Origin of the sequence: Methylobacterium sp. WL1 (assembly GCF_008000895.1) — a bacterium.
Lineage (GTDB): Bacteria > Pseudomonadota > Alphaproteobacteria > Rhizobiales > Beijerinckiaceae > Methylobacterium.
In genome coordinates, this window is the sequence record NZ_CP042823.1 from 6,086,933 (window position 1) to 6,107,804 (window position 20,872).

The following is a 20,872-nucleotide window of genomic DNA, read 5'->3' on the forward strand; positions in this document are numbered from 1 at the left end:
TACACATCACGCAATCAAATCGATCGCGTTTCGGCCTCGACGATCCCGCACGCTGAGCGTCTCTCAGATCTCCTCGGCCGCGATGAGGTGGAAGAAGCTTCCGCCCACCAGGCCCACCCGGTGCCCGGCCAAGCCTTGATCCGTGCCTTCCGCATCGGCGACGCGGGCAAGGGCGTCCGCCTCCACGGCGGAGGGTGACAGCTCGCTGGCATAGTGGAACTCGTGGCCCACGATCCGGGCGCCGCGGTGGCCCAGCGGACCGTCGCTGCTGAGGCGGGCGACACGATAGCCGAGATGCAGCTTGCGCTTGCGGTACGAGGTGGCGACCGGCAGCAGCCCCGCCATGGCGTGGGTGTTGCCATCCGCATCCTCGAGCGTCCGACCCAGGACCATGTAGCCGCCGCACTCCCCGTGGACCGGCCGTGTCGCCGCGAAGGCGCGCAGGCCATCGAGGAAGCGGGTCGCGGCAGCGAGTTGCCCGGCATGCAATTCCGGATACCCGCCGGGCAGCCAGCAGGCGTCGCACGATTCCGGCGGCGCTTCGTCGGCGAGGGGTGAGAACGGGACGATCTCGGCCCCGGCCAGCTGCCATCCGGCTTCGAGATGCGGGTAAAGGAAGCTGAACGCCGCGTCCCGGGCCACCGCGATCCGTTGCCCGGGCGGTCGCGGCAGCACGCCCACCGACGACGGAGCGCTGCCGCCGGCGCAGGCGATCACGGCATCGAGGTCGATACCCGCTTCCGCCAGGTCGGCGAGGCGGTCGAGCCGCGCCTCCAGGTCGGCGGTCTCGCCCGCCTGGACGAGGCCGAGATGGCGCTCGGGCAGGACTAGCTCGGCATCGCGCATCAGGGCGCCGAGCACCGGGAGGCCGACGCGCTCAAGGCCGGCCTCCACGAGCCGGCGGTGGCGGGCGCTCGCAACCTTGTTGAGGATCACCCCGGCTATACGGACTCGCGGGTCGTAGAGCGTGCAGCCGAGCGCCACGGCGGCGGCCGATTGCGCCGCGCCGGACACGTCGATCACCAGTACCACCGGCCAGCCGAAGCGGGCCGCGATGTCGGCGTTTGCCCCGGTCCGGTTCTCCGCGGCCCGGACCCCGTCGAACAGGCCCATGGAGCCCTCGGCGACCACGATATCGGCCCGCGCGGCCGTCTCGCCCGCCAGCGCGTCGAGGAGCCCGGGCGCCATGGCGAAGCTGTCGAGGTTGAAGCTCGGCTGGCCGGTCGCCGCCCGGTGGAAGGCGGGATCGATGTAGTCCGGCCCGCATTTGGCACCGCGGACACGCAGGCCCCGCCGGGTCAGCGCGCGCATCAGCGCGAGGGTGACGGTGGTCTTGCCCGAGCTCGAGCGCGGGGCGGCCACCAGCAGGCCGGGGGCGCTCATACCGCGCCCCCCACGGTCCCGCCCGGCCTGTAGCGCCGGTCGTAATCGGGGGCGTAGAGCGCGCTTTCCCGGAAGTCGGCTGCGCCGAGCGCCGGCCCGACGAGGATCAGGGCGGTGCGTTCGAGACCGGCCCCCGCCACGAGGGCGGGGAGCCCGGCGAGGTCGCCGGTCAGCGCCCGCTCGTCCGGCCAGGAGGCGCGGAACACTACCGCCGCCGGGCAGGACGCGCCGTAGAATGGGATCAGCTCGGCCGCGACCTTCTCGATCACGTGGATCGAGAGATGCACCGCCAGCGTCGCCCCGGTCGCCGCGAAGGCGGCGAGCGTCTCACGCTCCGGCATCGCGCTCGCCCGGCCCGAGGTGCGGGTCAGCACGACGGATTGCGATACGCCCGGCACCGTCAGCTCCCGGTGCAGCATCGCGGCGGCGGCCGCGAAGGCCGGGACGCCCGGCGTCACCGTGTAGGCGATGCCGAGCCGGTCGAGCCGGCGCATCTGCTCGGCGAGCGCGCTCCAGATCGACAGATCGCCCGAATGCAGCCGCGCCACGTCGTGCCCGCCCGCATTCGCGGTCTCGATCTCAGCCATGATCGCGTCGAGATCGAGGGGTGCGGTGTCGACGATGCGGGCGCCCGGCGGGCACCAGCCCAAAATCTCGGGCGCCACCAGCGATCCGGCGTAGAGGCAGACCGGGCAGGCGGCGATGCGGTCGCGCCCGCGCACAGTGATCAGGTCGGCAGCGCCGGGTCCGGCGCCGATGAAGTGGACGGTCATGGGTGCCGAGCGGTCTGGTGCGGGATCGCGAGGGCGCAGGTTGCGCCGGCGCTGGCGATGCGGGGAAGGGCGAGGCGGCTCTCGGAACCCGCCGCCGCCAGGGCGGCCGCCTCGGCCAGCGAGCCGACGCCGCGCAGGCGCTCGATCCGGGCCGAGCGCGTGACGACTTTTGGGTCGCAGGCTTCCAGGGCTGCCGGTTCGACCGGCCAGGGCGAAAGACCGAACGCCGCTGCCGCCGCGCAGATAGACGGTTCCGCGGCCCTGTCTGACGCCGTGGCGATGGCCGTCAGATCGGTCCGGGCGGCACCGACGGCACCGAGGGCGCGGGCGATGAGCGCGGCGATCTCGTCGGCGCCGGTGCCGCGCCGGAACCCGATCCCGGCTACGAGCGGGTCGGTCATGGCTTGGTCCAGGCCCATTGGGTCACCGGCATCGCGGGACGCCAGCCATGCATCCCCCCCACCGGGCTCGCCCGATCGACCGAAAAGCGCCGCAGGCTTCCGCCATGTTGGGCGAAGGCCGCGAGCAGCGCCGCCTCGCCCTGGATCGTGACCGCGTTGGCCACGCAGCGCCCGCCCGGCCGGAGGGAACCGAGCGTATCCGCCAGAACCCCCGCCTCGGAAACGCCGCCGCCGATGAAGACCGCGTCCGGGGCGGCTAACCGGGCTAGGGCTGCCGGGGCTGCGCCTGTGACCACCGACAGGTCCGGAACCCCGAGGGCCTGAGCATTCCGAAGGATCCGCTCAGCCCGGTCCGGCCGAGCCTCGATGGCGGTGGCGCGCAGGCTCGGATGGCGCAGCATCCACTCGATCGCGATGGATCCCGCCCCGGCCCCGACATCCCAGAGATGCTGGCCCGGATGCGGCTGCAGAGCCGCCATCGTCAGGGCGCGGATCTCGGCCTTGGTCAGCTGCCCGTCATTCTCGAACAGCCCGTCGTCGAGGCCGGGCGCCAGCGGTAGGGCCTGTCCTGCGCCTGCCACCGCGATGGCCACGGTGTTGAGCGGGTCGATCGTACCGAGGTCGAAGCCATCGGCCCGGCCCTCGCGGACCCGCTCGCGCGGGCCGCCCATCGCCTCCAGCACCGTGATGGTCGAGGCGCCGAAGCCGCGCTCGGTGAGCAGCCCCGCCAGCGCCGACGGTGTGGTGCCGTCCCAGGACAAGACCAGGAGCCGGGCCCCTGGCTGGATGTGGGGCACTATCCGCGCCAGAGCCCGCCCGTGCAGGGTGACGAGACCACATTCGGCCAGCGGCCAGCCGAGCCGCGCGCAGGCGAGGCTGAAGGCGGAGGGCTGCGGGAAGGCGCGGATTTCGGTGGGCAGCACCAGCTGGGCAATCTCGGCGCCGATGCCGTAGTGGAACGGGTCGCCGGTCGCGAGAATGCAGGTCGGCCGTCCACGCCGGGCCAGGATCTCCGGATAGGCGTCGTGGATCGGGCTCGGCCAGGTCCGGGTCTCGGCGTCGAGGGGGGCGGCTAGGGCGAGGTGGCGCCGCCCGCCATACACGACCTGCGCGGCATCGAGCGCCGCGGCAGCCGCCGGCGCGAGGCCCGAGCGTCCATCCTCGCCGATGCCGACGATCGATAGCCAGCGGTGGCTCGACAGGGGATCAGCGCTCATGGACAAGACCCCCATGAACCGCGGTGCGATGCGAATCCTGATCCTCGGCGGCACCGGCGAGGCGAGCGCCTTGGCCCGGGCGCTGGCCGACCGGAACGCGTACGCCGTAACGCTGTCGCTGGCCGGCCGGACCGCGGCCCCGAAGGCCGAGCCGGTGCCGACCCGGATCGGCGGGTTCGGTGGCGCCGTGGGCCTCGCCGATTATCTGCGCGCGGGGGCTATCGATCGCCTGATCGACGCGACGCACCCGTTCGCGGCGACCATCTCGGCCAACGCCGCCGCCGCCGCGGAGGTCGCAGGGGTGCCGCTGCTGGCGATCCGCCGGCCGGGCTGGCGCCGCGAGGCGGGCGACCTCTGGACCGAGGTGGCGACCATGGAACAGGCGGTCGCGGCCCTCGGGCCGGCGCCCCGGCGCGTGTTCCTGACGATCGGCCGTCAGGAGGCCGGCGCCTTCGCGGTGGCGCCGCAGCACAGTTATCTGGCCCGGAGCGTCGAGCCGCTCGGGTCGGCTCTGCCCGTGCCGGACCTCACGGCCATCGAGGCGCGGGGCCCGTTCGACGCGACGGCCGAGGCCGCGCTGATGCGTGCCACCGGCACCGAGATCCTGGTCAGCAAGAATTCCGGCGGTGCGGCGACCTACGGCAAGATCGCGGCGGCGCGCAGCCTCGCGATCCCGGTGGTGATGGTGCGCCGGCCGGAGAAGCCGGACGTGCCGAGCGTCCCCGACGCCGCGGGCGCTCTGCGCTGGCTCGAGACCGGCATTCATGCCGGGCCCGCGACCTTGCGCGACGTGTAGACGAACGGCACGCCGCCGGACCGTGGGATCAGCCGCGTGGTGGAGGCGCCGAGGATCACCATCGTGGCCATGTCGGCCGGTACGGCATGCGCTTCGGCGAGCGTCGAGACCCGGATCGCTTCGTCCGGCCGGCTGATCGCGCGGGCGAACATCACCGGTGTCTCGGGCGCCCGGATCCCGGCGGCGAGATCGAAGGCGGCGCCGAGCTGCCAGGGCCGGGCGGCCGAGATCGGGTTGTAGAGCGCGATCACGAAGTCGGCGCGCAGCACCGCGTCGAGCCGGGCGGTCACCACCGGCCAGGGCTTCAGGTTATCCGAAAGCGACAGGGCGCAGAAATCGCCGCCCAGCGGCGCGCCGAGCCGGGCGGCGGCGGCCAGCATCGCGGTGATCCCCGGCTCGACCGTGATGGTCAGGTCGCGCCATCCGGGCTCGCCGTGCTCCACCGCCTCGAACACGGCCGAGGCCATGGCAAAAACGCCCGGATCGCCGCCGGACACCACCGCCACCCGCCTCCCGGAGGCGGCGAGCTGCAGGGCGTGGCGGGCGCGGTCCACTTCGACGCGGTTGTCGCTGGCGTGACGGATGAGGTCCGGGCGCTCGGGCACGCGCGCCACGTAGGGAAAGTAGCCGATCAGATCCTGCGCGGCGTCGAGGGCCCGGCGGGCGGACTCGGTCAGCAACCCGGGATCCCCGGGGCCGAGGCCGACCACCGTGACGCTGCCGCTCACGGCCGACGCCCCTCGCCGGGCAGGAGGACCATCGAGAAGTAGGGCGCCTCGTCGTCGGCCTTGTCGGCGAGCATCACCACGCGCTCGCCCGCCATGGTGCCGCGCTCGACATAGACGGCCCGGTTCAGCAGCCCTGCGGCGGTGAGCGCAGCCCGCACCTTCGGCAAGTGCCGGCCGAGCTTCATCAATACGGCGGCGTCGGTGCCGCGCAGGCGCTCGGTGAGCGCGTCCAGCGGCAGCGTGGCCGGCAGGACCGTGAGGATGTCGTCGCCCCAGGTGATCGGCGTGCCGGCCCGGGTCCAGCAGCCCGACATGCCGGTGACGCCCGGCACCACCTCCACGGGGAAGCGGTCCTTGAGGCGCCGCCACAGGTGCATGAACGAACCGTAGAAGAACGGGTCGCCCTCCGAAAGGATCGCGACGTCGCGCCCGGCGCCGAGATGGTCGGCGAGCTGGCCGGCTGCGTCGTCGTAGAAGGCGGCCAGCGCCGCCACGTAATCCGGGTGCTCCGGGTGGATCTCGGTGGTGTAGGGGTAGGCGAGGGGCATCTCGCGGGCGGGGTCGCGCAGGATCGCGTCCGCGATGGTGCGGGCGTTGCCGCGCCGGCCACGCTTGCAGAAATGCACCAGCACCGGCGCGCGCATCAGGATGCGCTGCGCCTTCACGGTGAGCAGTTCCGGGTCGCCCGGGCCCATGCCGACCCCGTAGAGGGTGCCGGTCACGGCGATCGCAGGGATCTCCTCGACGGGGGCTTCGACGCGCTCGAACCCGTCCATCACTCGACCTCGCTGGCGAGCGCGTTGACCGCCGCCGCGGTCATCGCGCTGCCGCCGCGCCGGCCGTGGACGACCACGAACGGCACCCGGCCGTCCCGGGCCAGGGCATCCTTCGATTCGGCCGCGCCGACGAAGCCCACCGGGATGCCGATCACGGCGGCCGGGGGCGGCACGCCGGCGTCGAGCAGCTCGAGCAGGCGGAACAGGGCGGTGGGGGCGTTGCCGACCGCGACGATGCTGCCCGGCAGGTGCTCCCGCCACAGTTCCATGGCGGCGGCCGAGCGGGTGGTGCCCAGGCTCTTGGCGAGGTCCGGCACGCGCGGATCGCCCAGCGTGCAGATCACCGCGTTCTTGGCGGGCAGCCGCGTCCGGGTGACGCCGTCGGCGACCATCCGGACATCGCACAGGATCGGGGCGCCGGCCTGGAGCGCCGCGACCCCCGCCTCGGCGAACCCATCCGACATCTCCACGTCTACCGGGAGGTCGGTCATGCCGCAGGCATGGATCATCCGGACGACGACGCGCTCGGCCGCACCCGACCAGCGCGCGAGGTCGGCCTCGGCCCGGATCATCGCGAAGGAGCGGGCGTAGATCGCCGCACCGTCACGGATGTAGTCGTACCGGGAGGCCGCCTCAGGCTCCGAACCTGCCTGGCGCAGGGCGTTCTGGCTCGCGCTCATGCCGGTCTCTCGTACCTCCCAAATTCCGTCACGGTGTTCCCCGGCGCGAAGGCGGCGGCGAGCCCGACGGTCTTGGCCCTTCCTAACCGCTCCATCACCGCCTCGATAGGGAGGTGCATCGCCGGCTCATCGCCCGGCGCGCCGCCGATGACGGCGCCGTAGAGCCCATCCCGGCCGACCAGGGTCAGGTCGGCCGGGCCCGGCCGGGCGCAGCCCTTGGCACAGCCGGAGACGTGGGCCACGCGCCCCTCCAGGCCGAGTGGCGCGAATATCGTCGCGAGAAGCGCGGCATCCACGAGCGTCGGCGTCGATCCGGAGGCGCAGGCCGGCGCGCCCGTACAGGCGGCGACGCTGCGCCGCGGATCATCGGGGGCGATGATGAAGGTTCGGGCCAGAGCGGTGAGATCGGCGGCGGACGGATCCTGACGCGGCAGCAACACGAAGCCGCGAGCCGGGGACAAGCGGATCTCCTCGGCGCCGAGGCGAGCGGCAAGGTCCACGAGGTGGTCGAGGGCAGCGGCTGTGCAGCGACCGAACGGCGCATCCACGGCGAGCATTGATTGGCCCGGCGCCAAAGATGTGACGCCGGTCAGCGGCGAGAAAGGCGCTCCCTGCGGAGAGACTCTACCGCACCCGCTCTCCCGCATGGGAGGGGGGACTTGCACCTGCATCGCGAGCCGAACGGCATTCTCCACCGCGCCGAACTCATCGGGCGACAGATCGCGCATCCGCCGCCGGCCGGTCCGGGCGAAGGCGTTCAGCAGCGCTGCGACCGCCGCCGGTGCCTCCTCCCGGGTACAGGCGACGAGATCGTGAAGACCGTGCTCCGTGGCGACCGCAATCCCGACATCGCCGGCGGCACAGGGGAACATACGGACATCGCCCTCAGGCACCTCCGCACCCAGGCGCCCTTCGACCACCACCAGCGTCTTGGCCGGCAGCTCCGCCACCGCGAGTCCCGCCGCCTCCACGGCACGCGCGAGGGCCGGCACATCGAGCGTTTCCGCGGAATCGCGGCCGGCGAGCGGGTTGGTGAGCGTCAGCCGCTGCGGACCGCCATCGCTGCGCGCGTCGCCGAGGCCGGCGGTTTCCAGCAGCCGGGCGAGCGGCGTGCGCGTCGCCTCGGACACGCCGCGGATCTGGAGGTTGGCGCGGGCGGTGAGGTCGAGATGGCCATTGCCGAAGCGACGCGCGCCGTCGGCTACGGCGTGTGCTTGCGCCAGGGTCAGGATTCCGAGGGGCGGATGCACCCGGGCGAGCAGGCCGTCGCCGGTGGGCATCGGGCGGCTGAGCCCCGGGCACCAGCCCCGGCGCGCGGGCGCCTGGGGCAGAACCCTGCGATGGGTGGAGGCGCTCATTCGGCGGCCTCCGGCATCAGCGCGTCGGCCGGCAGCGCGTTGCGCCGGCTGTGCCACAGGCCACGGTCGCGGGCCTCGTCGAACCGCTCCAGGATCGCCCGGGTCGCGGCTGGGTTGGCGGCACGCAGGCGGTCGAAGACGTCGGCATCGGCAATCCAGGCCGCGTAGAGGCGGTCGAAGCCGGCATCGGTCACGGCGTCGCTCGCTGCGGCCAGCACGAACACGGCGTCGAGGCCCTGGGCCAATTCCTGCGCGCCGCGGTAACCGTGGCGGAGCTGGCCCGCGATCCAGCGGGCGTCTGCCAGGCGGCCACCGATCAGCCGGGCTGCATCCTCCCGGGCGGTGCGGGCCTTTGGGCGGTCGGGAACAGAGACGTCGAGGCTGTACAAGGTGGGGCTGGCGCCCTGGAGCGTGGCGGCGGCCGCGAACCCGCCCATGGCGTCCACCGCGGCATCGCCGTCGAACAGGTCGCGCTCGGCCACGTCGAAGGCGTGCAGATAGGCGTCCGCCGCCGCGATCCGGGCGCCGAACTCCGCGTCCGGCCCCTCGCGGTCGCCGTAGGCGTGGCTGCTGGCCGCGAGGTAAGCCCGTCCGAGATCGGCCCGGACGTCCCAGGCGCCGTCGAGGGCGGTGGCGGCCGTGCCGGCGCCGTAGCGACCCGGTGCCGCGCCGTAGACCCGGGCGGTCGTCTCACCACGGCGGCGCGCCGCGGCCAGGGGATTCTCACAATCCTCCTCGTCCCGTTCGGCCACCGCACGGGCGGCGCGATCGAGCAGCGCCAGCGTATCCGGGAAGGTGTCGCGGAACGCGCCCGAGACGCGGACCGTCACGTCGATGCGCGGCCGGTCGAGCATCGCCAGCGGCAGCACCTCGAAGCCGGTGACCCGTGTGCTGGCATGGTCCCAGATCGGCCGGACGCCCATCAGCGCCAGGGCGTGGGCGACGTCCTCGCCTCCGGTGCGCAGGGTCGGCGACGCCCAGAGATCCATGACGATCCGGGCCGGGTACTCGCCCTCGTCCTGGAGGTAGCGCGTCACCACGGAGGCGGCGGCCTTCTCGCCCAGCAGCGCTGCGGCGCGGCTCGGGATCGCCCGTGGGTCGAGGGTCGCGAGGTTGCGCCCGGTGGGCAGCACGTCGGCACGGCCGCGGGACGGCGAGCCCGCGGGGCCCGGGGGCACGAAGCGGCCGTCCAGGGCCGCCAGAAGGCCCGCCCGCTCGCCGGCGGCGCTCGCCAGGACCGTCTCCCGTGCATCGGCCGGGGCGCGCCCGAAGACGTGAAGCCCGTCGCGGAACGTCGTCTCGCCAAGATCGCAGAGATGGGCGTCGAGGCGGGTGAGCGCCTCGTCCATGGGCGTGTCCGGCCCGATCCCGGCGCCCGACATCAGCCCCGCGGCGTCCGCATCCTCAAGGATCGCGGTGGCGATCAGTCCGGCCCGGCGCGGATCGAGCACGCTGGCGGCGGAATACTCCTCCACCAGCTCGCGCAGGCGCGCGGCCTCCGGCGAGAGGGCGTGCACCTCGGTATCGGGGGTGAGATGGCCGAGGGCGATCCCGCCCAGCCGGCGCTTGAGCGGTGCGGCCTCGCCCGGATCGTCGACGATGAACGGGTAGATGACCGGCAATCCGCCGACGCAGAGCGTTGGAAAGCAATCCGGCGAGAGCGCCACCGTCTTGCCTGGCAGCCACTCGGTGGTCCCATGGGTTCCGAGCTGCACCAGCGCGTCGAAACGCTGCCGGAGCCCGAGGTGGAACGCCAAGTAGGCGTGGGTCGGGACGCGCTCCGGATCGTGGTAGCCGGTCTTCCGATCCGGGTCGCGGCCGCGGTCGGGTTGGAGGAAGAGCGCGATGTGTCCGCCCGCCATCCCAAAGGCGTCGGTGTTCGCGCCCCGGCCCGCGAAACATGCGGCGTGCTCCCCCTCCTGCACGGGAGAGGGGACCGGCGATGCGATCGGCCGCGGGCGTATCCGGTCGGCTGCGGTGAGCGGAGGGGCCGCCGCATCCGCCGTGACCATCCGGAACCGGAAAAGACCACCGCGGCACGTCGGGTCGTCCGCTGGCTCGCCCCAGGCAGCCGTCAGCGCTTCACGCTGCGCCGCCGGCAATCCGGCGAGCCAAGCGACATAATCCCCCAGCGGTACCGCGAAGCCCGCCTCGCCCTCGGTGAGCGCCTGCATCAGTGCAGCCGGCTCGGGCGGCAAACCGGTCGCGTAACCCGACCCGGCAAGATCAGAGAAAATCGCGCGGGCGCTTTCGGGCGTGTCGAGGCCGACCGCGAAGCCGGCCCGGCCGCCACGGGCGGGATAATCGGACAGGACGACGGCCACCCGCCGCTCGGCCCGGGGGAGGGCGGCGAGACGCAGCCAACCCGCCGCCCGTTCGGCCAAGGCTTCGATGCCGGCCGGATACGGAACCGCCCGGCGCTCGGCGAAGCCGGCGACCTCGGCGGCCTCTTCCTTGAACGAGATCGGAAAGCCGGAGAGTCGGCCATCGAATTCCGGCAGGGCGACCTGCATCGCGAGGTCCGCAGCCCCGAGGCCGCGCGCCGAGGCTTCCCAGGCCGCCTGGGGCGAGCCGACCGTGTAGGCCTGAAGTACCGGGCAATCGGCGCCGTCGAGGACGAAATCGATCCCGTCCTCCCGCGCCGAGAAGGCGGTGGCGGCGATCACCAGATCCGGTTTGCGGGCGCGCACGGCCTCGGCCACCGCCCGGGCCGCCTCCGGCTCCTTCAGGCTCGACACCGCCATCGGCAAGACGCCGATCCCGCGGGCGCGCAGGGCCGCGACCAGGGTGACGAACGGCGCGGTGTCGCCGCCCAGCACCGCGGAGCGGTAGACCAGGAGCAGGGCCAAGGGCGCCTTTGCCCGCATGTCGGCCAGCGGCACCGCCGTCTCGGCCGCCGCGACGGCGACACCCAGGGGCAGCGCGCCACAGCCCGGGCACCAGGGAAACCCCCGCGGCAGCGGCTGAGGCGGCTCGACCGTGCCTCCCGCGCCGACCCGGACGGCCAGGAGGCCCAGCATCCGCCGCAGGTTCTCCGGGCCGCCGGCGCGAAAATAGCGGTCGAGCTGCTCGGCCAGATCCGGGTCGGTGGAGAAGCCGGCAAGGCGCGGGTCCGGCCGGTCGTCGCCCGGCAGCACCGCCAGCACGACACCGTGCACCCGCGCCGCGGCGGCACAGCGCTCGATGCCGTAGCGCCAGTAATCCAACCCGCCGAGGCAGCGGATCACGACGAGCTTCGCGCGGGCGACCACGCGCTCGACGTAGAGATCCACCGACATCGGGTGCCGGAGCTTGGCGAGCTTTGCGAGCCGCAGGCTCGGCAGCCCGGGCTCGCCGGCATGGGCCTGCCCGATGCCCGCGAGGTCGCTGTCGGTGAACGAGAGCACGACGAGGTCGCCCGGCTCCTGCCCGAGATCCACCGCCGCCTCGCCCTCGTCGAGGGAGACCGTATCGATGCGGACGAGATGCATGGCGCGCTTCCTAGGCCCCGCCAGATCGGGCGCGCGCGCAGAGTCTCAGCAAGGGAGCGCGCGCGATCGCGATCATCCCGCGAGCGCCGCGGCGACGGCGCCCTGGTCGAAGCCCTTCAGGCCGATCACCACCAGGCGACCGTCCCGGTTCTCGCCCGCCCGCCAGGGCCGGTCGAAATGGTGGGCCACGCGCCGGCCGACGCCCTGCACCACGAGGCGCATGGCCTTGCCCTCGACCTCGGCGAAGCCCTTGATCCGCAGCACACCCGCGGCCTCGGCAGCCTTCTCGACGCGGGCGGCGAGGTCGCCGGCCGTGACGGCCGGACGAATCGGCAGGGCTACGGTCTCGAAGTCGTCGTGGTCGTGGTCCTCGCCGTCGCCGTGATGCGAGGGGCGGGCGTCGAGGTCGTCCTCGGCCGCGGCGCCGAGCCCGAGCAGCACCAGCGGGTCGATGGCGCCGTTCTCGGTCTCCACCACCTTCACGGCGCGGGGCAGGTGAGCCTCGACCTCGGCGCGAACCCGGGCGCGGGTCTCGGCGTCGAGCAGGTCGGACTTGTTGAGCACGACGAGGTCGGCACAGAGGAGCTGGTCCTCGAACACCTCCTCCAGCGGGTTGTCGTGGTCGACCGCCGTGTCGGCGGCGCGCTGGGCGGCCAGGGCCTCGGGATCCTCCGCGAAGGCGCTCGCGGCCACGGCCGGCCCGTCCACCACGGCGACGACGCCGTCGACGGTGACCCGCGAGCGGATGGCCGGCCACTGGAACGCCTGGACCAGCGGCTTCGGCAGGGCGAGGCCGGAGGTCTCGATCAGGATGTGCTCCGGCGGCTCGGCGCGACCGAGCAGGCTCTCGAGCGCCGGCACGAAGTCGTCGGCGACCGTGCAGCAGATGCAGCCGTTCGGCAGCTCCACGATGGAGTCCTCGGTGCAGCCCTCGACGCCGCAGGCGGCCAGGAACGACTTGTCGAAGCCGACATCACCGAACTCGTTGACCAGGATCGCCAGGCGGCGGCCCTTGGCGTTCTCGATGACGTGGCGGACCAGCGTCGTCTTGCCGGCCCCGAGGAAGCCGGTGACGATGGTGCAGGGGATCTTGGTCACGATGGTCATTCCGCAGCCTCCAAGGTGCCGGCCGGAAGCGGGCGGGGATCGGGAAAGGGCGGGATGCGGGCGATCACGCCGGTCTTGAATGCGGCAGGGCGCTCCCGCCAGGGCACGATGCCGTCCGGCGTCGCCGCGTAGGTGGCCAGCCCGTCCAGGATGGTCGCCGCCGACTCGGACGGGTCCATGTCGCCGTAGACGTAGGTCCAGCGGGTCTCGGACGCGACCGCCACGGAACAGGGCCGCTTGCACACCGACAGGCACTCGACCCCCTCGATCCGCAGCTGCCCGGACGTGTTGCGCGCGCGCAGGGCCTCGAGCAGGCGCGCGCCGGCCCGGGGCCCGTCCGGATCGTCGCCCGGGCGGCGGCAGGTCGTACAAACGTAAAGGACGGTCTCAGGCATGACGGCCTCAGGCATGCACCGTCCCGCGTGCGTTTCCACGGCCGAAAGCCTGCCAGGCCCAGCCGAAGCCGAGGCCGATCAGCATCCAGAAGACGAAGCTGATCGCCAGCGAGCGCGCCGCGAACTGCGCCGCGAGTGCCGCGGGAAGCTCCGAGGACACCTCCGCAGCCTGCGGCGCACCGGCGACGTGCGGCGCCACGATCAGCACGAGGCCGCCCAGGATCGCGATCAGCGAGCGCCGGACCGTGATCAGGTACAGGCCCATCCCGGTGGCGGCGGCGGTCATCACCCACCACGCCTGACGGGCGGCGAGCGGTGCCGCCTCGCTGCCCGGCAATTCCGGCGGCAATCCCAGGCCCGGGGCCAGAGCGACGCTGGCGAAGCCCGCGATCGCGAACGCGACACCGACCTGCCGCGTCGGCTCACGGCCGCAGGCCAAGATCACCGCACCGAGCAGGAGGGCGTAGCCGACCCCGCCCACGAGCGTCGCCAGAGCGGTGAAGGCCATCCGGGGCAACCCCTCGCCGGGCTGCCACTCGGGCGCGGCGTCCGGTGTGGCATGATCGTGCCCCGCATGAGCCAGCACGACCTGAGCCGACATGATCGGGAGCCTGCGCTCGGCCTGGTGCGTCTGCTTGGTCTCATAGCGCTCGGCCGCCACGATCAGCGGCGACGTCAGCGTCAACTCGAGGCCGGTCACGACGACGGCCGCGAGGAAGCCGGCGGCCAGGGCCGCCGACAGAAGCCGGATGATCATCCCTGCGCCAGGGGCGTCAGTGGCAGGGGAAGTTCTGGGTATGCCGGAAATCGTGCGCGGCGTTGTGCAGCGCGATCGCCGGCGAGAAGCCCGCCATGAACAGGAGGCCGAGGCCCAGGAAGGCCGCGAGCGCGACGGCAACCGGACGCTCTCCGGCGCGGGTGCCGGTGGGGGCGAGGGTCGAGGTGGTCATCAACATGTCTCCAGCCGCCCCACCGGCGGCATTGCGGGATCTCATCGTGACGGCAGGTCTCCTGGCTCGCGGCTCGGCGCGCCTGCCACCTTCCCGGATCGCTCCGGTGGCCTACTGGCAGACGCTCGCCGCTCACAGTTGCGGGGGCAGCCGCGGTTTCGAGGTTCGTACCCCTCACCGCATTCCCTTTTCACCCCGTCTCTGGGGCACCGTCACGCCATCGTTGTAGACGCATGACAGCTCTCGCACAACGGAGGCCCGGCGGAATCGTTTCGGACTCTTGGGGTACGGCAAGGATATGCGGGTCGGGCGGTGGCCGTGAGTGTCGAAACGCATTGGGGGGACGGACTTCGACGCGTCGCGACCGCCGTCGGCGCTTGGCCCGCGGCACCGGCGCCGTGTAACGGCCGGCATGGACGATTCCGGCCCCTGTCCGATTCTCGAACCCTTGAGCATTGATGTCGATGCGTACCTTGTCGCTGGCCCTCGTCGTCCTGGCGGCCACGTCCCTTCCGGTCCGGTCCGACGACAGCACCGCCGCGCTCATCGCCGGGGGGCTCGTCCTGGAAAAGGCCGGCACGATCGCCCTCGCGGCCGAGGATATGTACCTCTCCGAGCAGGCCGTGCAGATCGACTATCGGTTCCGCAACCTGACCGATTCCGACATCGAGACCACGATCGCGTTCCCGATGCCCGACATCACCGGTGACTCCGAGATGCTGGTTTCGCTCCCCGATCCGGCGCACGATAACTTCCTGAAGTTCCAGTCCGCGGTCGATGGCGAGCCCGTCGAATCGCAGGTCGAGCAGCGGGCGTTCCTGATGCGGAGCGATACACCGCCCGTGGAGATCACCGCTCGGCTCAAGGCGCTGGGGATCCCGCTCGTGCCAACCACCGCGGCGACGGAAGCGGCCCTGCGCCGCCTCGGCGAGCGCCAGCGGCGCGACCTGATCGCGGCCGGCATCCTGGAGCGGCAGGAGCACAAGGACGGGACGATCGCGGATGCCCCGCTCTGGACATTGAAGTCGAAATTCTGGCGCCGGCAGGTCTTTCCCGCCGGGCGCGAGATCGCGGTGCGCCAGAGCTACGTCCCGAGCCTCGGCGGTCTCGCGAGCCTGTCCTACGGCGGGCCGAACCTCGACCCGGCGCAGAAGGCGCACTACGCGACCCGATATTGCACGGACCCGACCTTCGAGCGGGTGGCCCAGGCCCTGTACCGGCGGTCGAGCGCCGACGGCAGCCGGGCGTTCCAGGCCTACGAACGGTCCCTCTCCCACGTGATCAGCTCCGGCGGCAACTGGGCTGGCCCGATCGGCCAGTTCAAGCTGGTCGTGGACAAGGGGGATCCTACGACCCTGGTCTCGTTCTGCGGGGCCAACGTGAAGAAGACCGGCCCGACGACCTTCGAGACGGTGATGAGGGACTTCGTCCCGCAGCGCGATATCGAGATCCTGCTGCTCAAGACCAAGACGGGAGAATGAATCGGTCGGGCGCCCTCGCGGTGCGCCCATGGGCTTGACGCGTCGGGTTCGATACGGGCACCGCCGGGCGCGCCCTCCGGCCCCGACCTCGGCGCGTTTGGTCCAGCCCGCCTCGGAGACACGATGGCCCCGGAAGACGCCCCGACATCCGCCCTCGTCGATCTCGCGTCCGGCCGCGCCCCGCAGCGCGTTGTCGAGGCGGATAGGACCTGGCTGGACCTCGACCTCGGCGGCCGCTTCCCGGTCCGGTCCGTTGTCGGGATCCCGTGCGGGGAGGGCGGTTCGGTCGCGGAGGGCGCCATCCTGTTCTCGCAGGACGGCGTGACGTGGTCCGCACCGGGCATCGCGTCCCGTCCGGTCGAGTCGGAGGCCGGCACGGTCGTCATTGAGGCCGACGAGCGCGCCTGGACGCGTTCCGTCCGCGTCGCGATGCCGGCCTCGATGCCGAACGTCACGGTCCGGGTCATGTGCGAGGAGGCGGCGTTCGACCTGATCGCCCTGCGGGCCATGCTGGGCCTCGACGTGACGCTCCTGAACGAGAAGCCCGGCGCCAACGCCTTCACCGCCTATACCCTGGAGAGCAATCCGGGTCGCACGAGCGGCGCCCTCGTGGGCGTGGCGGTGTTCCAGAACGGCGCCTTCGGCAACTGCTTGATCCAGTACATCATCGCCCTGTCGGTCGCGAAGGCGCTGAACCTGAAATACGTGGCGGTTCCGAAGTTCGACCGCAGCAAAGTCATCTTCCTGACCGAGCGGCTGACTTGTGACGGCATCACCTTCCTGCCTCCGGACGAGCCGCTGCCGACCGACGGGTACTTCCTGTCCGGCCTGTTCTTCGATCCGACGCAGTTCCAGCGGCAGGTGAGCCTCGACGCGCCGCCGGATTCACGGGCGATCATCCAGGGGATGATCCGCCCCCTGTTCAACGGCCTGCCGGCGACGGTCCCGCCCAAGCCCGACGACCAGCTCCTGATCCACATCCGCTCGGGCGACATCTTCAGCACCTGGGTCGACCCGCATTATCCCCAGCCGCCCTTCGCGTTCTACCGCATGGTGATCGACCGGCTGCTCGGCGAGGGCCGCATCCGCTCGATCAAGCTGGTCTTCGAGAACCGGCTGAACCCGGTGATCGCCGCGGTCGAGGCCTATGCGCAGGGTCTCGGATTGCCGGTGGAGACGCAGAGCGAGTCGCTGATCGCCGACGTCACGGCCTTGGTCAACGGCCGCTACCTCGTGTTCGGCCTGGGGACCTTCGGCCCGGCGATCTGCCACCTGTCCGAGCGGGTCGAGCAGGTCTTCTACTTCGCGTCCAACTGGCCGCAGATCTTCCGGGGTATTCCGTCGATCGACCGGGTCATCGAGGTCCGGGACTTGGAGGAGCGCTATATCAAGGTCGGCGCGTGGCAGAACACCGACGCGCAGCGCCGAATGATGATCGAGTACCCGGCCGAGGCGCTGGCCTTCGACGACGCCACCTGAGGATCAGGGCTTGTCCTCACGGTGCTCGACGGGGTCTGCGGTCGCCCCGCGCGCCTGTACGGCATCCCGGTACAGGCGCTCGACGTCCCGCTTGAACGCGGCCCGGGAATCGTCCCGCGAGTAGAACATGTGGCCGCCGGGGTAGACCGCGAGGCTGACCCGCCCGGCGCCGTAGGCCGGCACCTGCGCGAGCAGGAGCTTCGAGGCGTAGTAGGGCGTCACGAGATCGGTGAAGCCGTGGGCGACCAGCACCCTGAGCCGGCCGTCCAGCGCCAGCACGCCCTTCAGGTTCGATAGCGCCTCCGGGGCCTGCCGGCCCGAGCCCCAGGTCCAACCGCGGTTCACGGCGTTGTTCAGCAACTCGTAGCGCATGTTCGGCACCGGCCACTTCAACGTGCGCGCGTAGAGGTCGAGCATCGCGCTGGTCAGCGGCGCCTGGAGCGCGGTGAGCTGGGGATCCTCGAAGCCCGATTGTGCGGCGTCCGGGTTCGGGTCCCAGCCCGTGATGCCGGTGTCGTAGGCGCTGGTGACGCGCTGCTCCGCCCGGTCGAACTCGCGCTGAACGCTGCGGGTGGACAGGCGCGCCGCCTGCGCTTTCACGAAGGCTGCGTCGAACCCGGTGAAGGCCGCGACCTTGTCGGTCATGCGCGCAACGGCGGCCTTGTCGCCGGGGCCCTTGAGCAGGTCGGCGAGATAGGGGCCCACCGCGTAGGCCTCGGCATCGCCGAGCAAAGCCGGGCTCGGCGCCGTGCCGGCCCGTTCGAGGGCGCCGGCCGCCAGGGACGGCAGCTTCAGTACGTAGCCCCAGGGATTGGCCCGCGGCGTCTCGAGCCAGCCGAAATCCAGCACCGGCGACAGCAGCACCAGCCCGGACAGGCCGACACCGATATCCTCCTGCAGCTTCTCGGTGATCAGCGGCCCGCGGAAGCCACCGTAGCTCTCGCCGACGAAGAACTTCGGGCTCGCCATGCGGTCGTTGACCCGCAGGTAGCGGGCGATGACGGCCGCGAGCGTGGCGGCGTCGCTGTCGATGCTCCAGTAACTCTTGCCGTTCCCGTCCGCGGCCCGGCTGTAGCCGGTGCCCACCGGATCGATGAAGACGAGGTCGGTGAATTCGAGCCAGGTGCCGTCGTTGGGCGTCAGCGCCACCGGTTGCGATGGGCTGATGCTGGCGCCGCCGGTGGGCAGGCGCCACGGCCCGATCGCCCCGATATTCAGGTAGGCGGCCGCTGCTCCCGGGCCGCCGTTGACCGCGAAGGTGACGGGCCGCTGGCGCCCGGCCTCCGGGGCCATCGTGTAGGCGACGTAGGCCACCTCGGCCTGAAGCTTCCCGGCCTCGTCGACGAGCGGCAGGCTGCCGGCCGTGGCGGTGAAGTCGAGGGTCCGGCCGTCGGGGAGCGTCACGCTCTGGCGCGTGGTCGAATCCGGAGGAAGGCGCCGGCCCTCCGGCCCGCGAGGCGCTGGCTTGGCCTCCGCTTGAGGGCCGGGATGGTGTGCGTCCTGCGCGTGGAGTGGCAGCGGCGCCGTCAGGATGAGGACGAGCGCGGTATGCGCGAGACGTTTGCGGAGGAGCACGGTCAAGCCTTCTTGTTCCAGCGGCCCGAATCGTCCTGCTGCCAGTAGGCGACGGTATGGCCCGCCTCCTTGGCCTGGCGCCACTGCTCGCGGGCGCGCAGCAGGGCGTCCTGGTCGGTCCCGTCGAACAGGATGCAGATCCGTTCGTAGCTCTCTGCGTCCGGCGGCAGGTCGGCGCCCTCCACCAAAAATCGGATGGAGGCGGTGTTGGGGTTCACGTCGCGCAAGGTGAGTACCACCGGCTGCCCGGCCGCGTCGGGATCACGGTCGGTGCCGTGGGGCAGAAAGCTCTCGTCGGAATAGGTCCACAGGTGGTCGTCGAGGGCTTGAAGCCGCTCCTCGGTGGCCGCCTGGATCGCGGCCTGCCAGCCCCGGCCGAGCGAGCGCTCGACGAGGTTCGGCAGCACCTTCTCCAGGGGCTGGCGCTGCATGTGGTAGAACAGGATCTCGGTCACGATCCGACCGATATAGGGTTCGGAACCCAGGCGCGAGCAGCGGCGCGGAGCCGCGCCCCGGCGCTCAGACCAGCCGGCTCTGCTCGATCGCCGCGCCGACGAACCCCTTGAACAACGGGTGCGGCTCGAACGGGCGAGACTTCAGCTCCGGGTGGAACTGCACGCCGATGAACCACGGGTGCCCGACATGCTCGACGGTCTCGGGCAGGAGCCCGTCCGGCGAGAGGCCGGAGAAGCGCAGGCCCTTCGCCTCCAGCCGCTCGCGATAGGCCATGTTGACCTCGTAGCGGTGGCGGTGCCGCTCGGAAATCCGCTCCGACCCGTAGATCTTGGCGATCTTCGAATCGGGGTCGAGCTGTGCGTCGTAGGCCCCGAGCCGCATCGTGCCGCCGAGATCGCCGACCGCCGCGCGGCGCTCCAGCTCGTTGCCGCGCAGCCACTCGGTCAGCAGACCGACCACCGGTTCGGAGGTCTCGCCGAACTCGGTGGAGTTGGCGTTCGGCACCCCGGCCAGCGAGCGGGCGGCCTCGATCACCGCCATCTGCATGCCGAAGCAGATCCCGAAATACGGGATGCGCTTCTCGCGGGCGTAGCGGGCCGCCCGGATCTTGCCCTCTGCCCCGCGCTGGCCGAAGCCGCCGGGCACCAGGATGCCGTTCAGGCCTTCGAGGAACGGCGCGGGATCCTCGCGCTCGAACACCTCGGCCTCGATCCATTCGAGGTTGACCTTCACCCGGTGGCTGATGCCGCCGTGGATCAGAGCCTCGGTGAGCGACTTGTAGGCGTCCTTTAGCCCTGTGTACTTGCCCACGATGGCGATGGAGACCTCGCCCTCGGGGTTGCGCACCCGGTCGGAGATGGTGGTCCAGCGGCCGAGATCCGGCTCCTCGCCGTGCTCCAGGCCGAAATGGCCGAGCACCTCCCGGTCGAGCCCGGCCTTCCGGTAGGAGAGCGGCACCTCGTAGATCGAGGCCACGTCGAGCGCCTCGATCACCGCGGTCTCGCGGACGTTGCAGAACAACGCGAGCTTGCGCCGCTCCTCGATCGGGATCGGCCGGTCGCAACGGCAGAGCAGGATGTCGGGCTGGATGCCGATCGAACGCAGCTCCTTCACGGAGTGCTGGGTCGGCTTGGTCTTCAATTCGCCCGCCGACGGGATGTAGGGCAGCAGCGTCAGGTGGACGTACGCACAGGTGCCGCGGGGCAGTTCCTGGCCGAGCTGGCGGATCGCCTCGAAGAACGGCAGCCCCTCGATGTCGCCGACCGTGCCGCCGATCTCGACCAGCACGAAGTCGAACGTGTCGTTGCCGTCGAGGACGAAATCCTTGATCGCGTTGGTGACGTGCGGAATCACCTGGATGGTGGCGCCGAGATAGTCGCCGCGCCGCTCCTTGGCGATGATGTCCTGGTAGATCCGGCCGGTGGTGATGTTGTCGGCCCGGCTCGCCGGCACGCCGGTGAAGCGCTCGTAATGGCCGAGATCAAGGTCGGTCTCGGCGCCGTCGTCGGTGACGAACACCTCGCCGTGCTGGGTCGGGCTCATCGTGCCCGGATCGACGTTCAAGTAGGGGTCGAGCTTGCGCATCCGCACCCGGTAACCCCGGGCCTGGAGTACGGCGGCCAGCGCCGCCGAGGCGAGTCCCTTACCGAGGGAGGAAACCACGCCGCCGGTGATGAAAACGTACCGCGTCATGGGCCTCGGTCCATACAGAAAGCGCTGGCCTTTGCCAAACGGCAAGCCTGCCGGCGATGGAATGGTTGGGGATCAGGCGGGCAACGGGAACGGCCCGCCAGGGCGGACCGGAGCTGAGCCGAATCGCCGGCCCTCGCTCATCCGCCGCCTGACCT

At 71.8% G+C, this 20,872-nt stretch carries 19 protein-coding genes and 1 riboswitch; of the genes, 3 read left to right on the top strand and 16 right to left on the bottom strand.

Annotated elements, in window-relative coordinates; translation table 11 throughout:
* Nucleotides 1-63 precede the first annotated feature (63 nt).
* The 4 genes from FVA80_RS29625 to cbiE are packed head-to-tail and all read right to left on the bottom strand — an operon-like array spanning nucleotide 64 to nucleotide 3,774.
* Entirely contained in the window at nucleotides 64-1,383 is a 1,320-nt protein-coding gene (locus FVA80_RS29625; RefSeq protein ID WP_147905855.1) for a cobyrinate a,c-diamide synthase, read from the bottom strand.
* A complete protein-coding gene (gene cobM, locus FVA80_RS29630; protein WP_147905854.1) occupies nucleotides 1,380-2,156 on the bottom strand; it encodes a precorrin-4 C(11)-methyltransferase in 777 nt (258 codons plus the stop codon). Before cobM ends, FVA80_RS29625 begins: the two co-directional genes overlap by 4 nt.
* Entirely contained in the window at nucleotides 2,153-2,557 is a 405-nt protein-coding gene (locus FVA80_RS29635; protein WP_246692203.1) for a cobalamin biosynthesis protein, read from the bottom strand. The genes cobM and FVA80_RS29635 overlap by 4 nt, the downstream gene beginning before the upstream one ends.
* Complete coding sequence (gene cbiE / locus FVA80_RS29640) at nucleotides 2,554-3,774, bottom strand: precorrin-6y C5,15-methyltransferase (decarboxylating) subunit CbiE (protein WP_147905852.1); 1,221 nt, start codon at nucleotides 3,772-3,774, stop codon at nucleotides 2,554-2,556. The genes FVA80_RS29635 and cbiE overlap by 4 nt, the downstream gene beginning before the upstream one ends.
* Between cbiE and FVA80_RS29645 the strand changes: the two genes are divergently transcribed.
* On the top strand, nucleotides 3,773-4,570 hold the full coding sequence (locus FVA80_RS29645) for a cobalt-precorrin-6A reductase (RefSeq protein WP_246692204.1): 798 nt from the start codon (nucleotides 3,773-3,775) through the stop codon (nucleotides 4,568-4,570). The genes cbiE and FVA80_RS29645 overlap by 2 nt on opposite strands.
* On the opposite strand, the gene cobJ is transcribed toward FVA80_RS29645, so the two are convergent.
* The 9 genes from cobJ to FVA80_RS29690 all read right to left on the bottom strand — a co-directional run bounded on the left by cobJ (nucleotide 4,537) and on the right by FVA80_RS29690 (nucleotide 14,034).
* The gene (gene cobJ / locus FVA80_RS29650; protein ID WP_147905851.1) at nucleotides 4,537-5,298 is read right to left on the bottom strand and encodes a precorrin-3B C(17)-methyltransferase; all 762 of its coding nucleotides are present in this window, start codon (nucleotides 5,296-5,298) and stop codon (nucleotides 4,537-4,539) included. The two genes, FVA80_RS29645 and cobJ, sit on opposite strands and share 34 nt — an antisense overlap.
* The gene (locus FVA80_RS29655) at nucleotides 5,295-6,074 is read right to left on the bottom strand and encodes a precorrin-2 C(20)-methyltransferase (protein WP_147905850.1); all 780 of its coding nucleotides are present in this window, start codon (nucleotides 6,072-6,074) and stop codon (nucleotides 5,295-5,297) included. Before FVA80_RS29655 ends, cobJ begins: the two co-directional genes overlap by 4 nt.
* On the bottom strand, nucleotides 6,074-6,754 hold the full coding sequence (locus FVA80_RS29660) for a precorrin-8X methylmutase (RefSeq protein WP_147905849.1): 681 nt from the start codon (nucleotides 6,752-6,754) through the stop codon (nucleotides 6,074-6,076). The genes FVA80_RS29655 and FVA80_RS29660 overlap by 1 nt, the downstream gene beginning before the upstream one ends.
* Complete coding sequence (gene cobG / locus FVA80_RS29665; RefSeq protein WP_147905848.1) at nucleotides 6,751-8,112, bottom strand: precorrin-3B synthase; 1,362 nt, start codon at nucleotides 8,110-8,112, stop codon at nucleotides 6,751-6,753. The genes FVA80_RS29660 and cobG overlap by 4 nt, the downstream gene beginning before the upstream one ends.
* Nucleotides 8,109-11,582, bottom strand: coding sequence for a cobaltochelatase subunit CobN (gene cobN / locus FVA80_RS29670; protein ID WP_147905847.1), 3,474 nt, complete (start codon nucleotides 11,580-11,582; stop codon nucleotides 8,109-8,111). The genes cobG and cobN overlap by 4 nt, the downstream gene beginning before the upstream one ends.
* Nucleotides 11,583-11,654: 72 nt before the next feature.
* Nucleotides 11,655-12,689 carry a cobalamin biosynthesis protein CobW gene (gene cobW, locus FVA80_RS29675; protein WP_147905846.1) on the bottom strand — a complete coding sequence of 345 codons (1,035 nt, stop codon included), beginning with the start codon at nucleotides 12,687-12,689 and terminating at the stop codon, nucleotides 11,655-11,657.
* Entirely contained in the window at nucleotides 12,686-13,084 is a 399-nt protein-coding gene (locus FVA80_RS29680) for a DUF1636 domain-containing protein (RefSeq protein ID WP_147905845.1), read from the bottom strand. The genes cobW and FVA80_RS29680 overlap by 4 nt, the downstream gene beginning before the upstream one ends.
* A gap of 7 nt (nucleotides 13,085-13,091) precedes the next feature.
* Nucleotides 13,092-13,841, bottom strand: a complete 750-nt coding sequence (locus FVA80_RS29685; RefSeq protein WP_147905844.1) for a CbtA family protein — start codon at nucleotides 13,839-13,841, stop codon at nucleotides 13,092-13,094.
* 16 nt (nucleotides 13,842-13,857) lie between these two features.
* Entirely contained in the window at nucleotides 13,858-14,034 is a 177-nt protein-coding gene (locus FVA80_RS29690) for a CbtB domain-containing protein (protein ID WP_147905843.1), read from the bottom strand.
* A 33-nt stretch (nucleotides 14,035-14,067) separates the two neighbouring features.
* Nucleotides 14,068-14,263: riboswitch (cobalamin riboswitch) on the bottom strand.
* Between the two features lie 229 nt (nucleotides 14,264-14,492).
* Between FVA80_RS29690 and FVA80_RS29695 the strand changes: the two genes are divergently transcribed.
* The gene (locus tag FVA80_RS29695; protein WP_246692205.1) at nucleotides 14,493-15,515 is read left to right on the top strand and encodes a DUF4424 domain-containing protein; all 1,023 of its coding nucleotides are present in this window, start codon (nucleotides 14,493-14,495) and stop codon (nucleotides 15,513-15,515) included.
* A 123-nt stretch (nucleotides 15,516-15,638) separates the two neighbouring features.
* On the top strand, nucleotides 15,639-16,994 hold the full coding sequence (locus FVA80_RS29700) for a coagulation factor 5 8 type domain-containing protein (RefSeq protein ID WP_147905842.1): 1,356 nt from the start codon (nucleotides 15,639-15,641) through the stop codon (nucleotides 16,992-16,994).
* A gap of 3 nt (nucleotides 16,995-16,997) precedes the next feature.
* Here FVA80_RS29700 and FVA80_RS29705 read toward each other — a convergent pair whose 3' ends face one another.
* From FVA80_RS29705 to FVA80_RS29715, 3 genes are all read right to left on the bottom strand, one after another.
* On the bottom strand, nucleotides 16,998-18,569 hold the full coding sequence (locus FVA80_RS29705) for a peptidase S10 (RefSeq protein WP_147905996.1): 1,572 nt from the start codon (nucleotides 18,567-18,569) through the stop codon (nucleotides 16,998-17,000).
* Nucleotides 18,570-18,571: 2 nt separating this feature from the next.
* Nucleotides 18,572-19,024, bottom strand: a complete 453-nt coding sequence (locus FVA80_RS29710; RefSeq protein WP_147905841.1) for a DNA polymerase III subunit chi — start codon at nucleotides 19,022-19,024, stop codon at nucleotides 18,572-18,574.
* A 64-nt stretch (nucleotides 19,025-19,088) separates the two neighbouring features.
* Nucleotides 19,089-20,717 (bottom strand): CTP synthase, encoded by a 1,629-nt coding sequence (locus FVA80_RS29715; protein ID WP_147905840.1) that lies wholly within the window; start codon nucleotides 20,715-20,717, stop codon nucleotides 19,089-19,091.
* Nucleotides 20,718-20,872: the final 155 nt, after the last annotated feature.

Coding starts and splice junctions, on each gene's coding strand:
- cobN (WP_147905847.1), bottom strand. CDS start 11,582: ATGCATCTCGTCCGCATCGATACGGTCTCCCTCGACGAGGGCGAGGCG.
- cobW (WP_147905846.1), bottom strand. CDS start 12,689: ATGACCATCGTGACCAAGATCCCCTGCACCATCGTCACCGGCTTCCTC.
- FVA80_RS29660 (WP_147905849.1), bottom strand. CDS start 6,754: ATGAGCGCGAGCCAGAACGCCCTGCGCCAGGCAGGTTCGGAGCCTGAG.
- cobM (WP_147905854.1), bottom strand. CDS start 2,156: ATGACCGTCCACTTCATCGGCGCCGGACCCGGCGCTGCCGACCTGATC.
- FVA80_RS29655 (WP_147905850.1), bottom strand. CDS start 6,074: ATGGACGGGTTCGAGCGCGTCGAAGCCCCCGTCGAGGAGATCCCTGCG.
- FVA80_RS29695 (WP_246692205.1), top strand. CDS start 14,493: ATGTCGATGCGTACCTTGTCGCTGGCCCTCGTCGTCCTGGCGGCCACG.
- FVA80_RS29680 (WP_147905845.1), bottom strand. CDS start 13,084: ATGCCTGAGACCGTCCTTTACGTTTGTACGACCTGCCGCCGCCCGGGC.
- FVA80_RS29635 (WP_246692203.1), bottom strand. CDS start 2,557: ATGACCGACCCGCTCGTAGCCGGGATCGGGTTCCGGCGCGGCACCGGC.
- cobG (WP_147905848.1), bottom strand. CDS start 8,112: ATGAGCGCCTCCACCCATCGCAGGGTTCTGCCCCAGGCGCCCGCGCGC.
- FVA80_RS29625 (WP_147905855.1), bottom strand. CDS start 1,383: ATGAGCGCCCCCGGCCTGCTGGTGGCCGCCCCGCGCTCGAGCTCGGGC.
- FVA80_RS29715 (WP_147905840.1), bottom strand. CDS start 20,717: ATGACGCGGTACGTTTTCATCACCGGCGGCGTGGTTTCCTCCCTCGGT.
- FVA80_RS29690 (WP_147905843.1), bottom strand. CDS start 14,034: ATGACCACCTCGACCCTCGCCCCCACCGGCACCCGCGCCGGAGAGCGT.
- FVA80_RS29645 (WP_246692204.1), top strand. CDS start 3,773: ATGGACAAGACCCCCATGAACCGCGGTGCGATGCGAATCCTGATCCTC.
- cbiE (WP_147905852.1), bottom strand. CDS start 3,774: ATGAGCGCTGATCCCCTGTCGAGCCACCGCTGGCTATCGATCGTCGGC.
- FVA80_RS29685 (WP_147905844.1), bottom strand. CDS start 13,841: ATGATCATCCGGCTTCTGTCGGCGGCCCTGGCCGCCGGCTTCCTCGCG.
- FVA80_RS29700 (WP_147905842.1), top strand. CDS start 15,639: ATGGCCCCGGAAGACGCCCCGACATCCGCCCTCGTCGATCTCGCGTCC.